The 20,044-nt window shown below is 42.2% G+C and carries 13 protein-coding genes; 8 read left to right on the top strand and 5 right to left on the bottom strand.

Annotated features, from left to right (window positions below):
- The first annotated feature begins 264 nt into the window (after positions 1 to 264).
- Positions 265 to 4,305: a hybrid sensor histidine kinase/response regulator transcription factor gene (locus PJIAN_RS14220; protein WP_172795624.1), complete on the top strand. Its 4,041-nt coding sequence runs from the start codon at positions 265 to 267 to the stop codon at positions 4,303 to 4,305.
- A 98-nt stretch (positions 4,306 to 4,403) separates the two neighbouring features.
- Complete coding sequence (locus tag PJIAN_RS14215) at positions 4,404 to 6,446, top strand: DUF2264 domain-containing protein (protein WP_068706212.1); 2,043 nt, start codon at positions 4,404 to 4,406, stop codon at positions 6,444 to 6,446.
- Here PJIAN_RS14215 and ybaK read toward each other — a convergent pair whose 3' ends face one another.
- Complete coding sequence (gene ybaK / locus PJIAN_RS14210; protein WP_068706210.1) at positions 6,447 to 6,920, bottom strand: Cys-tRNA(Pro) deacylase; 474 nt, start codon at positions 6,918 to 6,920, stop codon at positions 6,447 to 6,449.
- A gap of 88 nt (positions 6,921 to 7,008) precedes the next feature.
- Positions 7,009 to 9,570 (bottom strand): DUF5686 and carboxypeptidase-like regulatory domain-containing protein, encoded by a 2,562-nt coding sequence (locus tag PJIAN_RS14205; protein ID WP_172795623.1) that lies wholly within the window; start codon positions 9,568 to 9,570, stop codon positions 7,009 to 7,011.
- A gap of 221 nt (positions 9,571 to 9,791) precedes the next feature.
- Here PJIAN_RS14205 and PJIAN_RS14200 point away from each other — a divergent pair, with 221 nt between their 5' ends.
- The 6 genes from PJIAN_RS14200 (at position 9,792) to PJIAN_RS14175 (ending at position 18,550) form a co-directional block, all read left to right on the top strand.
- A complete protein-coding gene (locus tag PJIAN_RS14200; protein ID WP_068706206.1) occupies positions 9,792 to 10,496 on the top strand; it encodes a head GIN domain-containing protein in 705 nt (234 codons plus the stop codon).
- A 27-nt stretch (positions 10,497 to 10,523) separates the two neighbouring features.
- A complete protein-coding gene (locus PJIAN_RS14195; protein WP_068706204.1) occupies positions 10,524 to 11,207 on the top strand; it encodes a head GIN domain-containing protein in 684 nt (227 codons plus the stop codon).
- Positions 11,208 to 11,450: 243 nt separating this feature from the next.
- Positions 11,451 to 13,892 (top strand): outer membrane beta-barrel family protein, encoded by a 2,442-nt coding sequence (locus tag PJIAN_RS14190; protein WP_084252431.1) that lies wholly within the window; start codon positions 11,451 to 11,453, stop codon positions 13,890 to 13,892.
- A 281-nt stretch (positions 13,893 to 14,173) separates the two neighbouring features.
- Positions 14,174 to 15,505, top strand: a complete 1,332-nt coding sequence (locus tag PJIAN_RS14185) for a DEAD/DEAH box helicase (protein WP_068706200.1) — start codon at positions 14,174 to 14,176, stop codon at positions 15,503 to 15,505.
- A gap of 242 nt (positions 15,506 to 15,747) precedes the next feature.
- On the top strand, positions 15,748 to 17,370 hold the full coding sequence (locus PJIAN_RS14180; RefSeq protein WP_068706503.1) for an ABC-F family ATP-binding cassette domain-containing protein: 1,623 nt from the start codon (positions 15,748 to 15,750) through the stop codon (positions 17,368 to 17,370).
- 139 nt (positions 17,371 to 17,509) lie between these two features.
- The gene (locus tag PJIAN_RS14175; protein WP_172795622.1) at positions 17,510 to 18,550 is read left to right on the top strand and encodes a porin; all 1,041 of its coding nucleotides are present in this window, start codon (positions 17,510 to 17,512) and stop codon (positions 18,548 to 18,550) included.
- 7 nt (positions 18,551 to 18,557) lie between these two features.
- On the opposite strand, the gene PJIAN_RS14170 is transcribed toward PJIAN_RS14175, so the two are convergent.
- The 3 genes from PJIAN_RS14170 to PJIAN_RS14160 all read right to left on the bottom strand — a co-directional run bounded on the left by PJIAN_RS14170 (position 18,558) and on the right by PJIAN_RS14160 (position 20,039).
- Positions 18,558 to 19,028, bottom strand: coding sequence for a GNAT family N-acetyltransferase (locus PJIAN_RS14170; RefSeq protein WP_068706197.1), 471 nt, complete (start codon positions 19,026 to 19,028; stop codon positions 18,558 to 18,560).
- Positions 19,025 to 19,516, bottom strand: a complete 492-nt coding sequence (locus PJIAN_RS14165; RefSeq protein ID WP_068706195.1) for an HXXEE domain-containing protein — start codon at positions 19,514 to 19,516, stop codon at positions 19,025 to 19,027. The genes PJIAN_RS14170 and PJIAN_RS14165 overlap by 4 nt, the downstream gene beginning before the upstream one ends.
- 64 nt (positions 19,517 to 19,580) lie before the next feature.
- A complete protein-coding gene (locus tag PJIAN_RS14160; RefSeq protein ID WP_068706193.1) occupies positions 19,581 to 20,039 on the bottom strand; it encodes a C-GCAxxG-C-C family protein in 459 nt (152 codons plus the stop codon).
- Between the last annotated feature and the right edge of the window lie 5 nt (positions 20,040 to 20,044).

Below are 20,044 nucleotides of genomic sequence, written 5' to 3'. Positions count from 1 at the left end.
TTAATGATTCATTGATAATAGAGGCCATTAACTTGTTGTGAAATTCATTGATTATGTTTTTAAGGGTGAATAATTGTCAAAAACAGAGATGCAAATATAAACAGCTCTAAATTTTCATAGGTCAACAATCCGTTCAAAAAGGTCAAATAGGCATTCAACTCTTAAAGAATGCTATTTATGGTTTATTTCACTTACATTTGTGAACATATTTTAGACCTGCGAGTGCATATTCTTTGTTAATATTGAATGTTCAAATTTGTACTGATGAAATACCACCTAACCAAGATTCTAACCATATTGTGCTTGTGTTTTGCGTCCAGTTCTTATGGCCGTACCACCAGTCTTAGTTTCCAACACTTTCCCTATATTGACCAATTGCCCTCCAATTCTATCAATCGCCTGTATAACGACAAAGAAGGTTATATGTGGTTTGGTAGTAAGGACGGATTGTGCCGTTTTGACGGCTATAGTATTAAGATTTTCAGATCGAGCTCTACGAATCCTAACCGGCTTACCAATAACAGTATTCAAACGATTGCCGAAGATGACAATAACCGGATATGGATTGGGACGCTTGCCGGAGTCAATATCATCGACAAAAAAAATTACCGTATTCAGCCTCTCAATAATCAATATGTGGGAAGAGATAAAGTTAATTCCATTATCAAGGATAAACAGGGTACTATGTGGGTGGGTACCGGAAATAATGGTCTCATTCGTATTTATCCCGATGGAAGCAGTATTCGATTCGGAGCAAATGTAAAAGGACGATACCATATTTCAGGTAACACCATAATGAAACTGTATGAAGATTCGGAAGGCAGAATCTGGGTGATGATTAATAATCAAGGAATCTCTCTCTTTCATCCTGAGAAGCTTCAATTTGAACAGTTTCCTCCTTTTTCGGGGATGGGTGATCCATTCAATATGATAGAAGATTATCCCGACCATTTTCTTATATGTACATGGGGTGAAGGAATGTATTCTATGGATTTGAAACGTTTGTCGGGGAATCCTTTCAAACAGATCTCTGTAATTCAGAATGGAAAAAGAATAACATTCCCGGATATTTCATATAGTTTGCTTCGGGATAAAAAATTCGGATACGTGTGGGTGGTTACCTTCACAGGTTTGGTTGTGATGGAGAAAAAAGACGACAATACATACAATATTGTTCATTCTGATGATCTGTTTCCTGAACCCTATTACAAATTGTTTCACGAAATTGTACAGGATAATCAGGGGAATTTGTGGTTGGGCTCTATTGGTGATGGTATTTTTACGTTGAATTTTAATAATATGTCGATACAAACCAATCCATTGACCAATATTAAAGTGGAAACAGGATCTATTCCTATTGTGATTGGACTTTGTGAAACAGCCGACGGATATATCTATACGGCGTTGAACCGTTGTGGGTTATATGTGTTGAACCCGCAGACCGGTAAAATATCGAAAGCCCGTATCCCGATGATTGAAACTATCAAAAGCATCAGTGCAATAAAGCATTTAAAACGTCATCATCAGATCTGGATTTGTGAAGAGGGGAATCCTATGATTTATATGCTGAGTGACAAGCAGCAATCGTTGGCTCCAGGGACAATTAAATTGCCTGTCAAATCGACGACAATTACGAATCTTTTTGAAGATTCGTACGGAAACGTGTGGGTCGGAACGGATAATGGTTTGTATTGTAAGTCGATGGCAGATAACGCTATAAGACTGGTAAAGACCATTCCGAATATTACAGCAATTAATGAAGATAATAAACGTAATATTTGGGTGGGAAGCGATAAACAGGGAGTGGTGAAATATCAACGAGATAACAGAGGCTCTATTGTGAAAGTAATTTCGTTTAACAGAAGTGCAGGCAATTTGCCCAACAATTCAATTCAGTCCATCTGTTGTCAGCGGAACGGAAATGTGAGTCTAGGCACTCGTGTGGGGAGCATCTATTTTTATGATGAACGAAACAACTCCATGCATGATGTGAGCAAACAGTATGGCATCACCGAAGAAGCCGTTTTTGATATTTTAGAGGATAATTCCGGCGCGTTGTGGATTTCCACAATTAAAAAGATCATTCGGTTTAATCCGGCTTCCCATACCACTACATACTACACTCAAAGCGATGGTGTTATGGTAACTTCTTTTCGCCAAAATGCAGCGGTAAAACTTTCTAATGGAACCATGTTGTTTGGTGGTAACAATGGATTGTGCTCATTTGCTCCGAATGCGGTATCAATGACTAACCGTATGAAGCCTAAGGTGGTGATTACTGATATTCAGGTCAAGAACCAATCCATTTTTGAAGCGGAAAATGACAAACAGTATGAAGCCGAAGACAATGCATTGGTTCTTAAAAATACCGATGATGATGTCAGCATTGAATTTTCCACACTCAATTTTACGTCAGCTGATAAAATTCAGTATGCATACCGTTTGGTCGGTATTAATAAAGACTGGATTTACATTGGGAATAACCGTCATTTTGTGAACTACGCCAACTTATCTCCCGGCCGGTATACGTTCGAGGTGAAAGCTACCGATGAAAATGGACAATGGGGCGATCAGATTACATCTCTTGTCATTATTAAAAAGCCGCCGTTTTATCAGACTTGGTGGGCCTATCTCTTCTATTTGATCATTGCCGGCGGTATAGCCTGGTTTTTATTCAACAGGGTGCGGCTTCGGAACGAACTACGTATCTCCCGCATCGAAAAGGAAAAGTCAGAAGAATTGGCACAAACAAAATTGCGCTATTTTACAAACATATCGCATGATTTGCTGACTCCATTGACCATTATTTCATTGCTCACTGACGAGTTGCAGTCCAAATCTCCATCGGATAAAAATCAGATCGAACTGATACGAAACAATGTGAATCGTTTACGTCGTTTGATTAAGCAAATTCTGGCTTTTCGGAAGATCGATACCGGTAATATGAAACTGAAAGTAAAGAAGGGAGATGTTGTGTCGTTTGTGCGCGAAGTGTGCTATACCAACTTTCAGCCATTAATTAAAGAAAAGAATATTTCGTTTGCAGTGGAGGCTCCGTTCGATAACTTTATTGCCTGGTTTGATCCCGATAAACTGGATAAAGTGCTTTATAATCTGTTGTCCAATGCATTCAAATTTACACCTTCGGGAGGCAGTATTATTGTAAAAATGAGTTTTCCGGTGCAGGAAGGACTTACATTCTTGCAACTGTCGGTAAGTGATACCGGAGAAGGAATACACGAAAAAGATTTACCCCACATTTTCTCTCGTTTCTATATCAGCAATTCATCCGATCAAAGTCAGAGCAATGGTATAGGCCTCTCGCTGGTACGCGATCTGTTGCAAATTCACAAGGGAGAGATCAGAGTGATGAGCAAACTGCACGAGGGTACTACTTTTACATTCGAAATTCCGGTGTCGGAGGGCGCCTTTAACGAAGAAGAATTTGCTACGGAGGATAGCGAGATTTCACGGCAAAATCCGGCTTATGAAGAGTCTGCCGATGTGAATGAAGTGGCTACGACGGTGCAACCAGAGCACGCTTCCTACAATATTCTGGTGGTCGAAGATAACAAAGAACTCAATCAGATTATTGTCGATCATTTGTGCGACCGATTTACAGTACACAGTGCTACCAATGGATTGCATGCGTTGAATATCATCAAAGAATATCCTATCGACCTGATTATTTCGGATGTAATGATGCCTGAAATGGACGGACTGGCACTGTGCCGGACTGTGAAATCGGATCTTGTGACAAGCCATATCGATATTTTGCTGCTGACGGCAAAAAGTTCGGCCGACGATCAGGTGGATTATTTCAATGCCGGAGCAGATGCTTATATGCCTAAACCATTCGATTTGAAGGTGCTGGCCGCAAGGGTCAACAATCTTCTCAATCGAAAGAAACAGAATGTCAGAGACTTCAGGAAAAATAAGGAGGTCAATATTTCAGCCATGCATTACGGTTCGCTGGATGAGGAGTTTATGAAAAAGGCAGTGCTGGTGGTGGAACAACATATGTCCGATTTTAATTTCGATTTCGACCGTTTTGCTGAAACAATGAATAGCTCCAAATCGACTCTGCACCGCAAACTGAAAGCATTGACCGACCTCTCTCCCGGAGAATTTATCCGCAACGTGAGGTTGAAACATGCCTGCGAAATGCTGGTAAGTACCAATGATCCTATTTCTGAAATTGCGTATGCCTTAGGATTCAACAATCCTAAATATTTTAGTAGTTGTTTCAAATCTGAATTTGAAATGACCCCACGTGAGTATAGAGATGTGCATCAGCCTGCGTAGGTTTGAACATATTATGTCCAAAATTGAAATGATTTTGTTCCTTGTTTTCAAGGGTTCGGAATATCTTTGAGTATCAAAAATTATAGAAAATACATGCCATGAGATTTAATCTGTGTGTTAAGTTTGTTCTGTCCGGTTTGTTGTTTGCTTGCGTTGGCCTGTCAACGTTTGCCCAAACACACAAGACCCGGTCTAACGTGTTTAAAGTTGAAAATCCCGATTTCAAAAAGAGTCCTTATTCCGGAATGACCCGCGAGCACTGGAAAGAGGCTGCTCTTTATTTGTTGAAAGGTGCTTTCAGTTATGTGAAAACGCTGGATGATCCGATGTACTTCCCCAAGCAGGAAGGTAAGAGCTATCCCCGCAATGAAGGACAAATTCCGACGGCGAAGCTTGAAGGATTGTGTCGAACCTTGTTTATGGCGGCTCCTTTGCTGAAAGAAAATCCACAACTGGAGATTAACGGTATCAGGGTGGCCGATTATTATCGTCATCAGATCCTCAAATTGCTTGATCCTGCCAGTCCAACCTATATAAAGCCCCGTTCTTCGGAAATGGGACCTCATCAGAATCTGGTGGAATTCGGAGGTTTATCTGTCTCTTTGTTTGCCATTCCCGAAATTTTGTGGAATCCGTTGACACAACAACAAAAGGATGCTCTTGAAGCCACAATGGTGAGTTATGGCGACGGTCCTACTATTGCTCAAAACTGGAAGTTTTTCAATATTTTCATCCTGAGTTTCTTCAAGAGTCAGGGGTATAAAGTAAACGAGCCTTTGCTCAACGAGTATGTCCAAAAAGCGCTTGATCACTACGATGGCGACGGTTGGTACAACGATCGTCCGGCTTATGATTATTACAGCATGTGGGCATTTCAGATGTACGGAATGTTCTGGTCTGAATATTACGGGAAAAAGAATTATCCGGAGTACGCAGCCAAATTTGCCGAAAATTTCAAACCGATGAAGTCGAACTATCCCTACATGTTTGGCCGTAATGGGGACATGATTATGTGGGGACGTAGCATAACCTATCGTTTCGGAGCAACGGCGCCGTTCTCTTTTATGGGTTTTGAAGACGATCCTTCTACAAACTACGGTTGGATGCGCCGTATTGCATCGGGAGCTTTACTTCAATTTCTTCAGAATTCCGATTTTCTGCAAGACAATGTGCCAACTTTAGGATTTTACGGGCCTTTCGATGCTGCCGTGCAGTCGTACAGCTGTCGTGGAAGTGTTTATTGGTGTGCAAAGGCTTTTCTCGGACTGCTTTTGCCTGAAAGTAACCCATACTGGAGTGCCAAAGAAAACGAAGGGCCTTGGGCAACCGGTGAACTGGCGAAAGGTACTGTGGTCAATAAATTTCTGAAAGGTCCGCACATTCTTATTACCGACTATCCCAATAGCGGAGCCGCTGAGCTACGTGCGTGGTGCAATGTGAAGATGGATAAAGCATCCGAACCATTCCGCGCAGAGGAATCGTACAACCGCTTGGCATACAATAGTGCTTTTCCGTGGCAAGCCGACGGCAAAAATGGTGAAGTGGCGATGAACTATGTTGTAAAAACAGCGTCGGCAAACCGTTGGGAACCATTTCATCTCTATAAGTTTAATCGCTATGAAAATGGGATCTATTATCGTGATGTGGAAATGGAGTTCAATAAAAACCTGGCGTTCCGGTTGGCCGATATTACACTGCCTGACGGGATCCTTCGCGTGGATGTTGTCTCAGGAACAGAAAAGGCCGACGTTCGTTTGGGACACTATTCATTGCCGCAAGTTGGAGCTCCCGTAAAAGATGAACTTCGTAAAGTTCAGGGCAAAGAGGTTCATATTATCAATAACGGAAAATACCAGTTGGCGATGGTTCCTCTCAAAGGATGGCAGGGCACCGAAGTGGTGCGGACGAAAGGCTTGAATCCGGTAGCCAATGAAAGTGCCGTGATAGATTCTTTTGATCATTTCGATCCGGCTAACGGGACCAAAAAAGTTTACGTTACCCTGATGTTGTGGAAGAATGCGAATGAAAAGTGGACATCTCAGCAGTTGAATCAGGTGACGCGGGTGGACGTAGATCAAAACAGTAAAACAATTAAAGTTTACCTGTCAAATGGCAGAGTGAAAACGGTCGTTTTTAACTAACTATATCAGATCCGTGACTGTAGCATTTACTGCCTTGATTAGATCTGTCGGAGCAAGTTTGAGTTGCAAACCACGCTGTCCGGCACTGATATAAACAAACGGAAACTGGTTGGCAGACGAATGTAAATAAATAGGGTAGGGCTTTTTCATCCCGAGTGGAGAACATCCTCCCCGGATATAACCTGTAAGCGGAAGCAGTTCCTTCATGGCAACTGTTTCCGCTTTCTTATTGCCCGAAACAGAAGCCGCCAGTTTCAAATTTACCTCTTCGGCACCGGGCACAATACAGACAAATACTCCGTTGCGATCCCCTCTCAGAAGAATGGTTTTGAATACCTGTTCTACATTTTGTCCGAGTTGCGCGGCAACATGCACCGCACTTAGGTCGCTTTCGTCTACTTCGTAGGCAACCAGTTCGTATGTAATTCCCATGCGGTCCAGGATTCGTGCCGCATTTGTTTTTTGATGTTTCATATTTAGAGCAAAGAGCAAAGAACAAAGATACGTCCGGTTTAAGTTAAATTCTCCAATTCTCTGCGTACTGAGTACTGTGTACTGCCTACTAAAAATCCATTTTCATGCTGGCTCGTATTCCAAAGTCTGAAATGTCCGGATTGTTGAGGTAGGTTAGTCGTTTGACAAAATCGATCCGAAAGATACGCAAAATGTTACCGATGCCCGCACTAACCTCTACATAAGGTGTGCGTCCCAGTTTGTGAGTTGCGGCGCTTCCATCACTGTTTTCGGGAAAGCGAAAGAGCTGATCGTTGTATGCCGGATTGTTGCGGGAACCGATATCTCCGTACAACACCTTGCAGGTGACGGCCTCACGCCAGTTCAGTTTCTTTAATAAAGGTATTTTATTAAGGAAGAATCCGTTGAAATTGTGGTCGATACTTAGTGAAGCATAACGGTCGCTGACGAATTCAAGAAAGTTTATCAGGTTGTATTTGGTGTCATCGAACAGGTAGTTTTGTGTTGCCGGGTGTATAAATAGTAAGGGATACGAAACCGTACCGAATAATTTTCCACCTTCCAAAGCTACATCCGAATATCCCAATACCGATAATTTGAACCGTTTGAAAGCCGATAGTCTGATTTTTTGATAGTTATAACTGTTCCCAAAAGCTTTGTTCCCGATGCGGTATTCCAGCTCGAAAATCGGATAACTGGTTGGCATGGTGAACCGGCTCAATTGTTCCTGATAGAATTTTTCGTGCGGAGCATACCTGAGTTTCCCGTATAGCTCAGCAATGGGCAGGTATGCCTTGTCGTTTGTTTGCAGGCTGTAATCCGAGTGGTTGAAATAGAGCATTCCGCGGGGAGTTTCGCGAACATATTGAAAGCCGGCAGTATATGAAAAATGGCTTTTAAATTCGTGAAGATACTCGGCCTGGAAAATCCGGTTGTAGAAAAATTTGTTGTAATTACCCCACACCAAGGCAGCTATGAAGTTGTAACTCTGACTGAGTGACATCTCGTTACCCGGAGTCTTGGCGTCGTATTGATAGCTAATCTTCAGATAATTGGCCGGAAATCGAAAGATGCTTTTCGAATCCATTCCGATAGCTCCCGTAAACGAATATTTCCATGTTTTGTCGTGGAATCCATAGGCTCCGTAGCCTGAAAGATATACATGCTCGTTGAACTGGCTGGTGGTTTTCCCTCCGAATTGAACACGGTAACCTTCCACCGGATTATACCCCACGAAATTATAGAGCGACCCGATAGCAAATGGTCCAACCGATTTATAGCCGTACAACAAAAGATAGACCAAATCCATTGAACGTTTGAAGGTGGGTACCTGTTTCAGGCTGTCAATCATCGTGTAGATGCCGGCCTCCGATATTGAGAGGGGTTGGGGTCGGTTTGCTGCCCAATAGTTTTCTGAGTGCAGTGCTATACTGTCGGTCTCTACTGCTGGTTTTTTGTAAAACGCTTCATCGCGCGGAGTGTCGGTTTGGTAGTTGTTGTAGGTTGTTGTACGTTGCCCGTACACACCCAGTTCGGTTTTGGGTAGCCCGAAGTCAATTCCGACATGATCCGATTCCAATAGCCATTCGTTCTTTTTATTCTTGCTGTAAGTCAGGTTGATATTGGCTTCTTTTACCCAGTTGAGATTAATGTCTCTGTTGACGCTGAAATCGGCTTGTCTCACCGCATAGCAGCTGTCAAGGGTGATATAGAGATCGCCCTGAAAAAGCATGTCGGTTTTGTTGCGGGGCGAAAAATAGAGGCGCACGCAAGAGATATTATCCAGCTTTACCGTGTCCATAATGAAATACTTATAGAACGTCGGCGCGGCATTAGCAATGGGGCTTACGAACTGATTGGTCAGGAAGCTTATGTTGTTGTCGTACAAATCGATAGTTTCATAAATGTTTTTCAGATAAACGGAAATGCCTTCCATGCTGAAATATTTGCCGTAATCCACCGTTTTTGTTGCTTTTATCACCTCTTTTTCGTGTGCAGGCGACTTGCTGAAATAGTTGTCCGATAGCTTTTCCTGAATATACAGCGGGAGCAACTTCTTCCCTTTCATGGAGGAGGTGTCGGTATGATTAAAAAGGAAATGAAAGCTCTTTGGAGTGTTGTCTGGACGAAATTTAGAGGTATAATTGCTCAGGCCGAATATGATCTTTTCATATTTGGTGTTTTCCAGATACTGCCAGTTGCCCTGATGATTGTCCTTTTTGTGAGCAATTACTTTTTCAATCAGTTCAACTGCCGGATTGCCCTTGTTTTTATACCGTTTTTTTGCCGGTTTTATTACAATTTCCTGAAGTTGCTGAATTTTAGGTTTGAGCTTTATGACAAATGGAGTTGTTCCACCTTTGCGGTAAGGTACGGTGTCCGTTTTGTAGCCGACGCATGACAATTTGATTCTTCCTGTAGAACGGGTAATTTTTAGAGCAAACCTACCGTTTTCGTCAGTTATGGTTCCTTCACCTGTACGGACAGTCATCAATGTAGCATAAGAAACTCCCTCGTTGGTTTGTGCATCAATTACACGACCTTCGAGGATGGTTGTCTCCTGTAACTTTTGGGCAGAAAGTGGATGGTTGATTCCTGCAGAAAAGAGAATCAGAATAAAGAGACGTACAGCCGACAATCTTTTACCCATATAACCACCTATTGCTTTGTGACGGTTAAGCATCGCTTATCTCAGACGAAATTGATGCTTTTTTGCTGCTGCAAAGATATGAAATAATTCGCTCCCTGATTTTAAAGCAAAAATAAAAATTAAAACCGATGTTATGTTTTTGTTTTGGCTTCGTCATGTATATGTTCGTGGCTTTACAAAGCAGGCCAAAAGAGAAATAAATCATTTAAAACTTAATCACAATGCAATTCAATCCTGTAAAAACTGTCGCAGGGGTACTGTTCTTCCTGTTAATCAACAACAATGTGTTTGCAAAAGAGCTGGTGTCAAGAGATTTTCCGGTTCGTTCGTTCAACGAAGTGGAATTACGGGGGTTAGGAAATATTTTCATTACTCAGGGTGATAGGGAGAGCGTGAGAATTGAAACAGATACCACTACCATGAGTACGGTGGAACTCGAAAATGAAGAAAATAAATTGACGATAAGCTCGACCATTGATTTTAAACATGCAGCTAAACCACAAATGAACATTTATATCACTGTTGTCCATTTACAAAAAGTTCAGTTTAAGGATGTGGGTGCAGTGACAAGTACCAACGAATTGAAAACCGATACACTAAACTTTTCAATGACATCTGCCGGTAAAGTATCCATCAACTTGCAGTGTAAGCAATTGAATGTACAGTTTGCCGGTGTTGGAAGTTTTGTGGTTAAAGGCAAGGCAGACAGGCTGGCTCTTGATGCAAAAGGTGTAGGTAACGTACAAATGAGCGACCTGATTGCGAATGAAGCTGTTGTGAGCTTTAAAGGTGTTGGTAACGTGGATGTGTATGCAAAAGAAAAGATGACGGTTAACGCCAGTGGTATCGGTAAGGTTGTTTACAGAGGTCATCCTCGTTTTACCGATATTCATAAAGATGGTATTGGAACAGTAAAAGCGGAATAAAAATAAACATCTAAAAAACAAATTGTTATGAAAAAAATGTTGTTGGGAATGATCTGTTTGCTGATCGTTCCGTTTAGCCTTCGGGCAGCTAATGTTATTCAGGAAATCTCGGTTGGCGCATTTTCTGAACTGGATGTACGCACAGTTGGCAATGTTTACCTGATTCAGGGTAATAAAGAATCTGTTAGGATTGAATCAAGCAAAGATGTGTCCGACTATATTGTGGTGAAGAATAGTGGAAATAAGCTCACTGTTACAACAAAGGGACTCCATAACTGGCACGGGAAAATGGATATTTATATCACAGTTCGTAATTTGACGAATGCTTATTTTAAGGCAGTAGGAAATATTCAAACCAAGAATACACTGCAAGGGAAAATGCTACAGTTGACGGTGAATGCTGCAGGCAATATAAACTTCGACCTGAATTGTACTCAACTCAACGCCGACTTTTCTGCGATAGGTAATGTAAGTCTGTCGGGTAGTGCTGCTAATGCTGAAATTCATAATTCAGCCACGGGCAATGTTCGCGCGGGTGATTTCAGAGCAGATGTGTTGGATGTTCACCTCTCAGGAGTGGGCAATGTGACTTTGTATGCCGGTAAAGAAATCTCTATAGATGCCAGTGGTACAGGCAATATAACCTACAAAGGCAATCCGGTGGTAAAACATTTGAGCAAGCATGGTACCGGTGTGGTTAAACCCGAATAGTCACTTCTCTTTTCAGATTGTATGGTAATCTATTTCTGGATATTTATTCTATCGGCTGTGATACAGTGAGATATGAGTAGATGAAATTGTTGGGTTAAATTGAATTCTAAAAAAAACATAACATTCATCCAAACGCATAACCGCGAACGTCTAACTTACAAAAAACAGAACGAAGGAGTAGAAATGGATCCGCTACTCCTTCATTTTATCACAAACGAAACACAAAAAAATCAGTAAAATTTTATGGCAACAAAGACTTGTTTGCAACGAATAGCTAGTTTGATGCTTATGGCGATGCTTTGTATCGGAATCGCAAAAGCAGACGGGACCGTAAAAGGTCGGATCCTTGATCAGAATCATCGTCCGGTTGAATTTGCAACCGCAGCTCTTATCAATGCAAAAACCAAACTGCCGATAAAGGGTAGTGAAAGTAACAGTACCGGCGACTTCGTTATCGATAAAGTGCACGAAGGAACTTATATTTTGTCGGTGACAATGGTGGGCTATAAGAAGTTTGAAACCGAACAGTTTGCGTTTAATGGCAAAAAAGATGTTCAGAAAGATGTGGTTTTACAGGAGAATACGCAGATGTTGAAAGAAGCAACGGTGGTTGCCAAACGTAAGTTTATCGAACAACAGGCTGATAAAATGGTGATCAATCCTGAAGCTTCCATTACAACAGCATCGGAAAACGTGCTGGATATTTTGAAAAAGACTCCGGGCGTCACTGTTGACAACAATAATAATATTAGTTTGAAAGGCAAAGAAGGTGTGAAGGTGATGATCGACGACAAGCCGACATATGTTTCGGCTGATCAGTTGGCTACGTTGCTGAAAGGTATGCAGGGAAAAGATATCGAACGAATCGAAGTAATTGAAAATCCGTCTTCACGTTACGATGCCGAAGGAAACTCGGGCATTATCAATATCAAAACAAAACACAACAAACGTACCGGTTTTAACGGTAGTTTCTATACCGGTGGAGGATATAGCGGTAAGTTTGGAGAAAATATTGGTTTAGACCTGAATATGAATTTCGGCAAACTGAATGTTTACGGTAACTATTCGTTCAACGGATGGAGTGGCTGGAATACGATGGATGCCGTCAGGAATTATGTTACAGGGCCTTACGTAGGAGCCGTTCAACAGATATATAACCGTAGCGACTATGATGGTAACGGACATAATTATAAAATTGGATCCGACTATTATATTGCAAAAAACCAGGTAATTAGTTTCATGGTTCGAGGTTCAGACGGGCATAGTAATGGCAAAACAAATTCGGTAACCTCTTTCTTTGACAATACAATGAAGCTCGACTCTGCGCTTCATACCAAATCGGGCGAAAACGAACACTGGAGCAATATAACATTCAATGGAAATTATAAATGGGATATTGATAGCACCGGAACTTCATTGACATTCGATGCCGATTATGCACGCTTCAAATACCATTCTTCGACCGATCAGCATGGTAGTTATGTGGATGGAAACGGGAATGATATGAATCTCAATTCTACAATACTTGGCTATCAGCCCCGTATCATCAATATTTTTACGGCAAAAACCGACTACGTGCATCCTATCGGGAAAAAATTCTCAATCGAAGGCGGTTTGAAAACCAGTTTTGTGAAAACAAACAGCCAGTCCGAGTTTACGGTAAACGACCCGACAAACGTGGTGTGGAATACCGGACTGAAACCGTACGACCAGTTTATTTATACAGAGAATATTAATGCGGCTTACCTCAGCGCCAGAGGACAATTCGGTAAAACATCAGTACAACTGGGTCTGCGTGTGGAGAATACCAACTCGAAAGGTGATTCAAAATCGATGAACCGTGTGGATACAAAACATTATACAGATCTGTTTCCGTCTCTGTTTATTAAGCGTGACCTGAATGAAAATAATCAACTGGGATTGACCTACAGCTATCGCATTGGACGTCCTGGTTATCAGATACTAAATCCGTTCATGTGGTTGCTTGATCAATTTACCTATAATCAGGGAAATCCGTTTATTCGTCCGCAGTTTACACACTCTCTTGGTTTGAATTATACCTACAAAAGTAAATTCATTACTTCTGTCGGCATGAACCGTACCAATGATTTGTTTACCGATGTAATCAGACAAAACGATATTACCAAAGTGATGTATCAAACCAAAGATAATCTGAGCAAGTCGATTGACCTGAATGCTTCGCAGACCGTTCAGCTCGACGTTACCAAATGGTGGCACTTCAATGCTTCGGCAATCGTAATGTATAAATCGGTAACATCTAACGATGCGACTGCCGATAAATTCAAACGCTGGAGCTTTAATGCAAACTCAACACAAAGCTTTACTCTGCCTTGCGACATCAGCATGGAACTGGCCGGACGTTATCGCTCGAAACAGCTCTGGGGTAATTTTACCATCTATGAACAATACTCTGTTGACTTTGGAGTACAGAAGAGCCTTTTCGACAAAAAAGGAACTCTGAAGGTGTCGGTGGACGATATTTTCAATACCAATAAAGGCGGCGGTTTTGCAAAATACGGGAATGTTGATTTCAATGTAAACAACCACTGGGACAGCCGCACGGTGAATGTGTCATTCACTTATCGTTTCGGGAAAGATTCTTTCAAAACCCGCGCCAACCGTTCTACGGCATCGAGCGAAGAACAAAGTCGTAGCGGTAAATAACCTGTCAGTTTGAATATATGCAAATGTGTCAATATGTTAATTTGGATGCTGCATTTGATGTGACAGATGGTTTGCGTGGTAATTAAATATTAAAATTCATGCATTAGATAATAGGATTTTAGTTTTACTTGTGATTAAGAAAAGCCATGGCATTGAGAAATGCTGTGGCTTTTAAGCGTTTTAAATGGTGAAATATTTATTTGAACTCATTTGTCTTTGCATTGAGTGCTATAAATTACGGGCAAAAATCACTACCTTTGCACCCCAATTGACAATAGCCCATGACTACATTTAAAGAATTGAATCTCAATACACCATTGCTCAACGCGCTTGATGATTCTGGTTACGTTCATCCCACAACTATTCAGGAAAAAGCTTTTCCGGTGGCAATGTCGGGACGTGATGTTGTGGGTATTGCCCAAACCGGAACGGGAAAAACCGTCGCGTTTTTGCTTCCCTGTTTGCGTCAATGGAAGTTCACCAAAGAGAAACACCCTCAGATTTTGATCCTTGTTCCTACCCGTGAATTAGTGCTACAGGTGGTGGAAGAGGCCAAAAAACTGGCAGCCTACACGAATATCCGCGTTGCCGGAGTATATGGCGGTGTGAATATGTCAAAGCAAGTGCTTTTAGTGAAGGATGGCGTTGATTTGCTGGTGGCTACACCGGGTCGTTTGCTCGATCTGACACTGAACGGAGTAATCCGCCTGAAGTCGGTGAAGCGTCTGATTATTGACGAGGTAGATGAAATTATGGACTTGGGCTTCCGACCTCAATTGGTTCGTATTTTCGACCTTTTGCCTACCAAACGGCAAAATCTACTCTTCTCGGCAACCCTTACCGAAGAGGTGGAAACGTTGATGCACGACTTTTTTGATACGCCCGAACGTATTGAAGCAGCTCCGATGGGAACGCCACTGGATAAGATTACACAAAGTGCTTATCTGTTGCCCAATTTCAACTCAAAAATAAATATGCTGAAGCTCATGCTTTCGCATAGCAAACAATACAAACGCGTTCTGGTGTTTGCCCTGACCAAAAAACTGGCGGACAATATCTATGAGCGTATCTCCGAGGTATTCGAAGACGAGATCGGGGTAATTCACTCCAATAAAGCGCAGAATAATCGTTTTGAAACGGTAAGGCGTTTTCAGGAGGGATCGTACCGGGTGCTGATCGCGACCGATTTGATTGCCCGAGGTCTCGATATTGCCGATGTATCGCACGTCATTAACTTCGATATGCCCGACGAACCGGAATTATATATTCACCGTATTGGTCGTACGGGACGTGCCGACAAGGAGGGAACTGCTGTTTCGCTGGTGTCGCCAGCCGAAGAAGAACGACAGCTGGCTGTGGAAGAGTTGATGCAGTACCAGATTCCGATGCACGAGTTGCCGGAAGAACTCGAACTGTCGGCTGTACTGACTCCCGACGAACTCGAAAAGAAGATAACAAAAAATATTCGTTTGAAACTCACCAATCCGTTGAAGGGTGGGGGTGCTTTCCACGAAAAGATAGATAAAAACAAAAAGGTAAACCAGAAGGTGCGTCATGTCGAATTGATGCGAATCAAATACGGCAAACCCAAGAAACGCAAGCCGAAACAATAAAACAATTTGAAGATTTTTGAATTTGAAAATTTGAAAATGAATGAATTTGAGTGAAGAAACGATCAGTGTAACAGTTAGCACTCTCGTTGTTCTGTAATTCTCAAATTCCCACATCTACAAATTTCCAAATTATCTGATCTCCAAATTAACTTCAGAAATATTGCTAATAAGTATAAGCTGTTTGTTGTGTGCTGTTCTCTCATTGGCACATTTTCAAATTGGCACATTTTCAAATTGAATCAATGATTACAGTTTCCAATCTCGCCGTGCAATTCGGCAAGCGGGTTTTGTTTCAGGATGTGAACCTGAAATTCTCTGCAGGCAATTGCTACGGTATTATCGGTGCAAACGGCGCCGGTAAATCCACATTTTTACGTACTATCAGCGGTGACTTGCAGGCTACCAAAGGTAACATCATGATGCAACCAGGCGAACGTTTGTCTGTGTTGAAGCAGGATCACCATGAGTTTGACGATCTGACTACTCTCGATACCGTTATTCAGGGTCATAGCACTTTGTATGCTATTATGACCGAAAAAGATGCCTTGTATGCCAAAGCCGATTTCTCGGATGCCGATGGCATTCGCGCATCGGAACTCGAAGAGAAATTTGCAGAACTCGAAGGCTGGAATGCCGAGAGCGATGCTGCCTCTCTTTTGAGCGGTTTGGGTATTAAGGAAGAGTTTCACGGCATGAAGATGGGTGACCTGAGCGGTAAACAAAAAGTGCGTGTGTTGCTTGCCCGCGCGCTGTTCGGAAATCCCGACAACCTGCTGCTCGATGAGCCTACGAACGACCTTGACCTCGACACAGTGATGTGGCTCGAAGATTATCTGGCCAATTACAACAATACAGTGTTGGTTGTTTCGCACGACCGTCACTTCCTCGATGCTGTTTGTACACACGTTGTCGATATCGACTTCGGGAAAATAGAAATCTACACCGGTAACTATAGCTTCTGGTACGAATCGAGCCAGTTGGCTTCGCGTCAGCAGGCACAGCAGAACAAAAAAGCGGAAGAAAAACGGGCCGAGTTGCTCGAGTTTATTGCGCGTTTTAGCGCCAATGCCTCTAAGTCAAAACAGGCTACCAGTCGTAAGAAGATGCTGGAAAAAATCAACGTGGAGGAGATCAAGCCTTCTTCTCGCCGTTACCCGGGTATTATCTTTACTCCTGAACGCGAGCCAGGAAACGTGATTCTCGAAGTGTCGGGCCTCTCTAAAGCCGTTGAAGGCGAGGTGCTGTTCGATGACGTGAACTTCATGATCGAGAAGAACGATAAGGTGGCATTCATTTCGCGCGACCCGCGTGCCATGACAGCGTTGTTTGAGATTTTGGACGGAAATATGAAAGCCGATAAGGGACACTTCAACTGGGGTGTGACCATCACACCGGCTTACCTGCCGATGGATAATACCGAATTCTTCAATACCGACCTTAACCTGATGGATTGGCTCGCCGGATACTCGAACGATACGCACGAAGTTTATCTGAAGGGTTATTTGGGCAAAATGTTGTTCTCGGGCGAAGAAACCCTGAAGAAAGCATCGGTACTTTCCGGAGGTGAAAAAATGCGCTGTATGATTGCCAAGATGATGTTGAAGAACGCCAACTGTCTGGTGCTCGATTCTCCGACCAACCACCTTGATATGGAGTCGATTCAGGCGTTCAACAACTGTTTGCAGAATTTCAAAGGCAATGTGTTGCTCTCGTCGCATGACCACCAGTTCGTGCAAACCGTTTGTAACCGCATTATCGAATTGACTCCTTACGGAATTATCGATAAGCAGATGGAATACGACGAATACATTACCCGCGAAGACATTAAGGAGCTGCGCGAAAAGAAATACGCAGGCAAACTCTAAACTATAGATTAAATCACACGAAGTGTCCCGAAAATTTATTTTCGGGACACTTGTTTTATATAAGGTAGCTGTTGTCCGAATGCCGTTTCGATTAAACTCATTTTACTACCTTTGTCGCTCAAAATTTCTATTTCCCCTCATGTTATATCGATTCCTTTGTGTTTTCTTTGTCGCGATGTTCGCGTCTGCATTTGTCGCTTCGGCGCAAACCGATAAATCCGATTCGGTTGTGGTAAACAAACGTCTTACCACTCTTGAAACAATCGTAAACAAATTGCCCAAAATAGGTGGTGTTGTCAACGCTCGTTATCAATATTCCTCCGAAGAGGGAAATTACAACATCGGGAAAAATGGTTTTGATATTCGTCGCTTGCAAATCAACATGCAGGGAAATGTGCTGAAAAATCTCACGTACTATTTTCAACTAGAATGTGCAGGCTCGCCACGTATTCTGGATGCGTATGCACGATGGAGCCTGAACAAATCTTTGGAAATAAAAGCAGGACAGTATAAGGTAATGTATACCCTTGAAAATCCGTATGCCGTGATCGATCTCGAAACTGTGGAGAACTCGCAGGCCATAAAAGCGTTGGTGACCGAATTTCAGGGAGTAAAGTGCAGCGGACGTGATATCGGTATTGCAGTGAATGGAAATTTCTTTCAGCGTAACGGTTTCAATCTGGTGGAATATAGCTTGAATTTGCTGAATGGAAATCAGTATAATGTTGATAATAATACGAATAAAGACTTCGTTGGTACGCTTTGTGTAAATCCGGTGAAACCGCTGCGGTTCGCACTCTCGTACTATGATGGAGAGTATGGTCCGCAATCATCAAAAATAAAGAGAACCCTTACTTCTGTGGGAATGAAGTTTGATGACCGTAAATTGCTGGTGCGTAGTGAATATATTTCAGCGCAGACGGATGTAATCCGTTCTGTAGGATTCTATTTTACTACAGGTTATTACCTTACAGCTAAATTACAACCGGTTTTGAAGTACGACAGTTATAAAACTGACAGGAGTAATTCATTGTCGCAGTCTACAGCTTTGTCGGCAGGAGTAAATTATTGGCTGACATCCAATTCCAAAGTACAGTGTTTCTACACACTTAAGACTTTTAATGACACGTCAAAAAAAGATGTGAACACGATTGCTGCGCAATATCTTCTCGGTTTCTGATGTGTTTTTATATATCCTGTGGATTTTTGAGCTCTAAAATAGTTGCCCTTGGATAAAATCCCAGTTTTTCGTAAAAACCCATCACCGATTCATGCCCATAACTGACGATGAGACGAATGGGTGAACAAGTTCGACTTTCGAGCCAGGCCAGGCTTTCCCGAACAAGTGTTTCTCCCACGCCTTTGTTTTGCCATGCTTCGTCCACGCAAAGCGAATCTATCTCTCCCTTGCCGTCTTCGGTGGATGTGGCGACACAATATCCTACTATTTCATCATTTACTTCTCCAACCAAAATCCACACTCTCTCGTCGGGCAGCGATGTCCATGTCATAATTCTCTTTTCAAACGTAAATGAAGAGTAATGATCCTTGAAATGAACTGAGTCGCGGAGGTGAATCTCGTTGAGCTTCTCCCACAGCGGCTTGATTCGATACAATTCGTTTCGGGGTAAAATCAGATAGCTGGGAAGTTCAATCATATTTTGCAAATTAAATATCCTGCAGTTTGAGTCAGAAATACAAGAAACAGTGCCAGACTTATGCCCTGAGCAACAGTTCTGAAAAACGCTTTCCGGGTTTCAAATTCGTCATACAACTTGGGTAATATACAGTACACATAAGGTAAATAAAGTGCTACCGCTGTGACTACTGCCGGGAAATAGCCTCCGAAATATATGGCTCCAAGAATATGCGGGATGAATGCATTGAACAGAAATGCAGTAACCAAAGTGGTCAATAAAAACTTTTTTGGACCTGCCTTTGTTTGAACCGTTGTCCATATAATTGCTATCCATGCAATTAAAGTGATCAGCACAATGGCGGTTGTCATCTCTTTGCCATGCGGAATATGATTTAATATTCCTTCAGGATAACGGAATTGTCGGAATCCGAATACTTCCTCTGTGTTGTGCAGGGTAAAGATAAGGCCTGCAATAAACAGTTGTTTGTTATAGTGTAGAGTTGACATAACCGCTACAATACGGAGTTTCTCTTACAAATGTATGCCATTTTGAATCGATAGATACCGGACACTAATTATTTTCCAGAATTTCGTCGGTTAGTTTTACTGCGGTTTGAATGTAGTTGATACAATTTGTATTGAAAAGATTCAGCTCTTTAATTTTGGCCATTTCACTTTCGTTGTTCATATCCAGATCATTCAGCAGCTTCTTACAGTTCGTGCATCCGTGTATGCGCGAAAATTCCGTCATCAGTTTTTGGGCAAGTGCATAAGAGATGAGCTTGTCTTCTTCAGTTCCATTCGTCCCTTTTCCGTATTTCAAACCGATAGCCATCAAAGCACCCGTAACAGCACCGCATGTTTCCTGTGTTTTGGCAATGCCCGATCCGAAGGGAGAGGCAAGTTTTAGTAGACTGTCCCGTTCCAGACTGAAATTGATGGAAAAGGTGGATAATACGGATTGGGCACAGTTATACCCGCTTTGAAATGTAGCGATAGCTAATTGTTGTTTTTTTTCTGTAGTATTCATGATGT

Origin of the sequence: Paludibacter jiangxiensis (genome assembly GCF_001618385.1) — a bacterium.
Lineage (GTDB): Bacteria > Bacteroidota > Bacteroidia > Bacteroidales > Paludibacteraceae > Microbacter > Microbacter jiangxiensis.
Note: the sequence above shows the minus strand (reverse complement) of the source record. Positions and strands in the feature narration are given on the sequence as shown.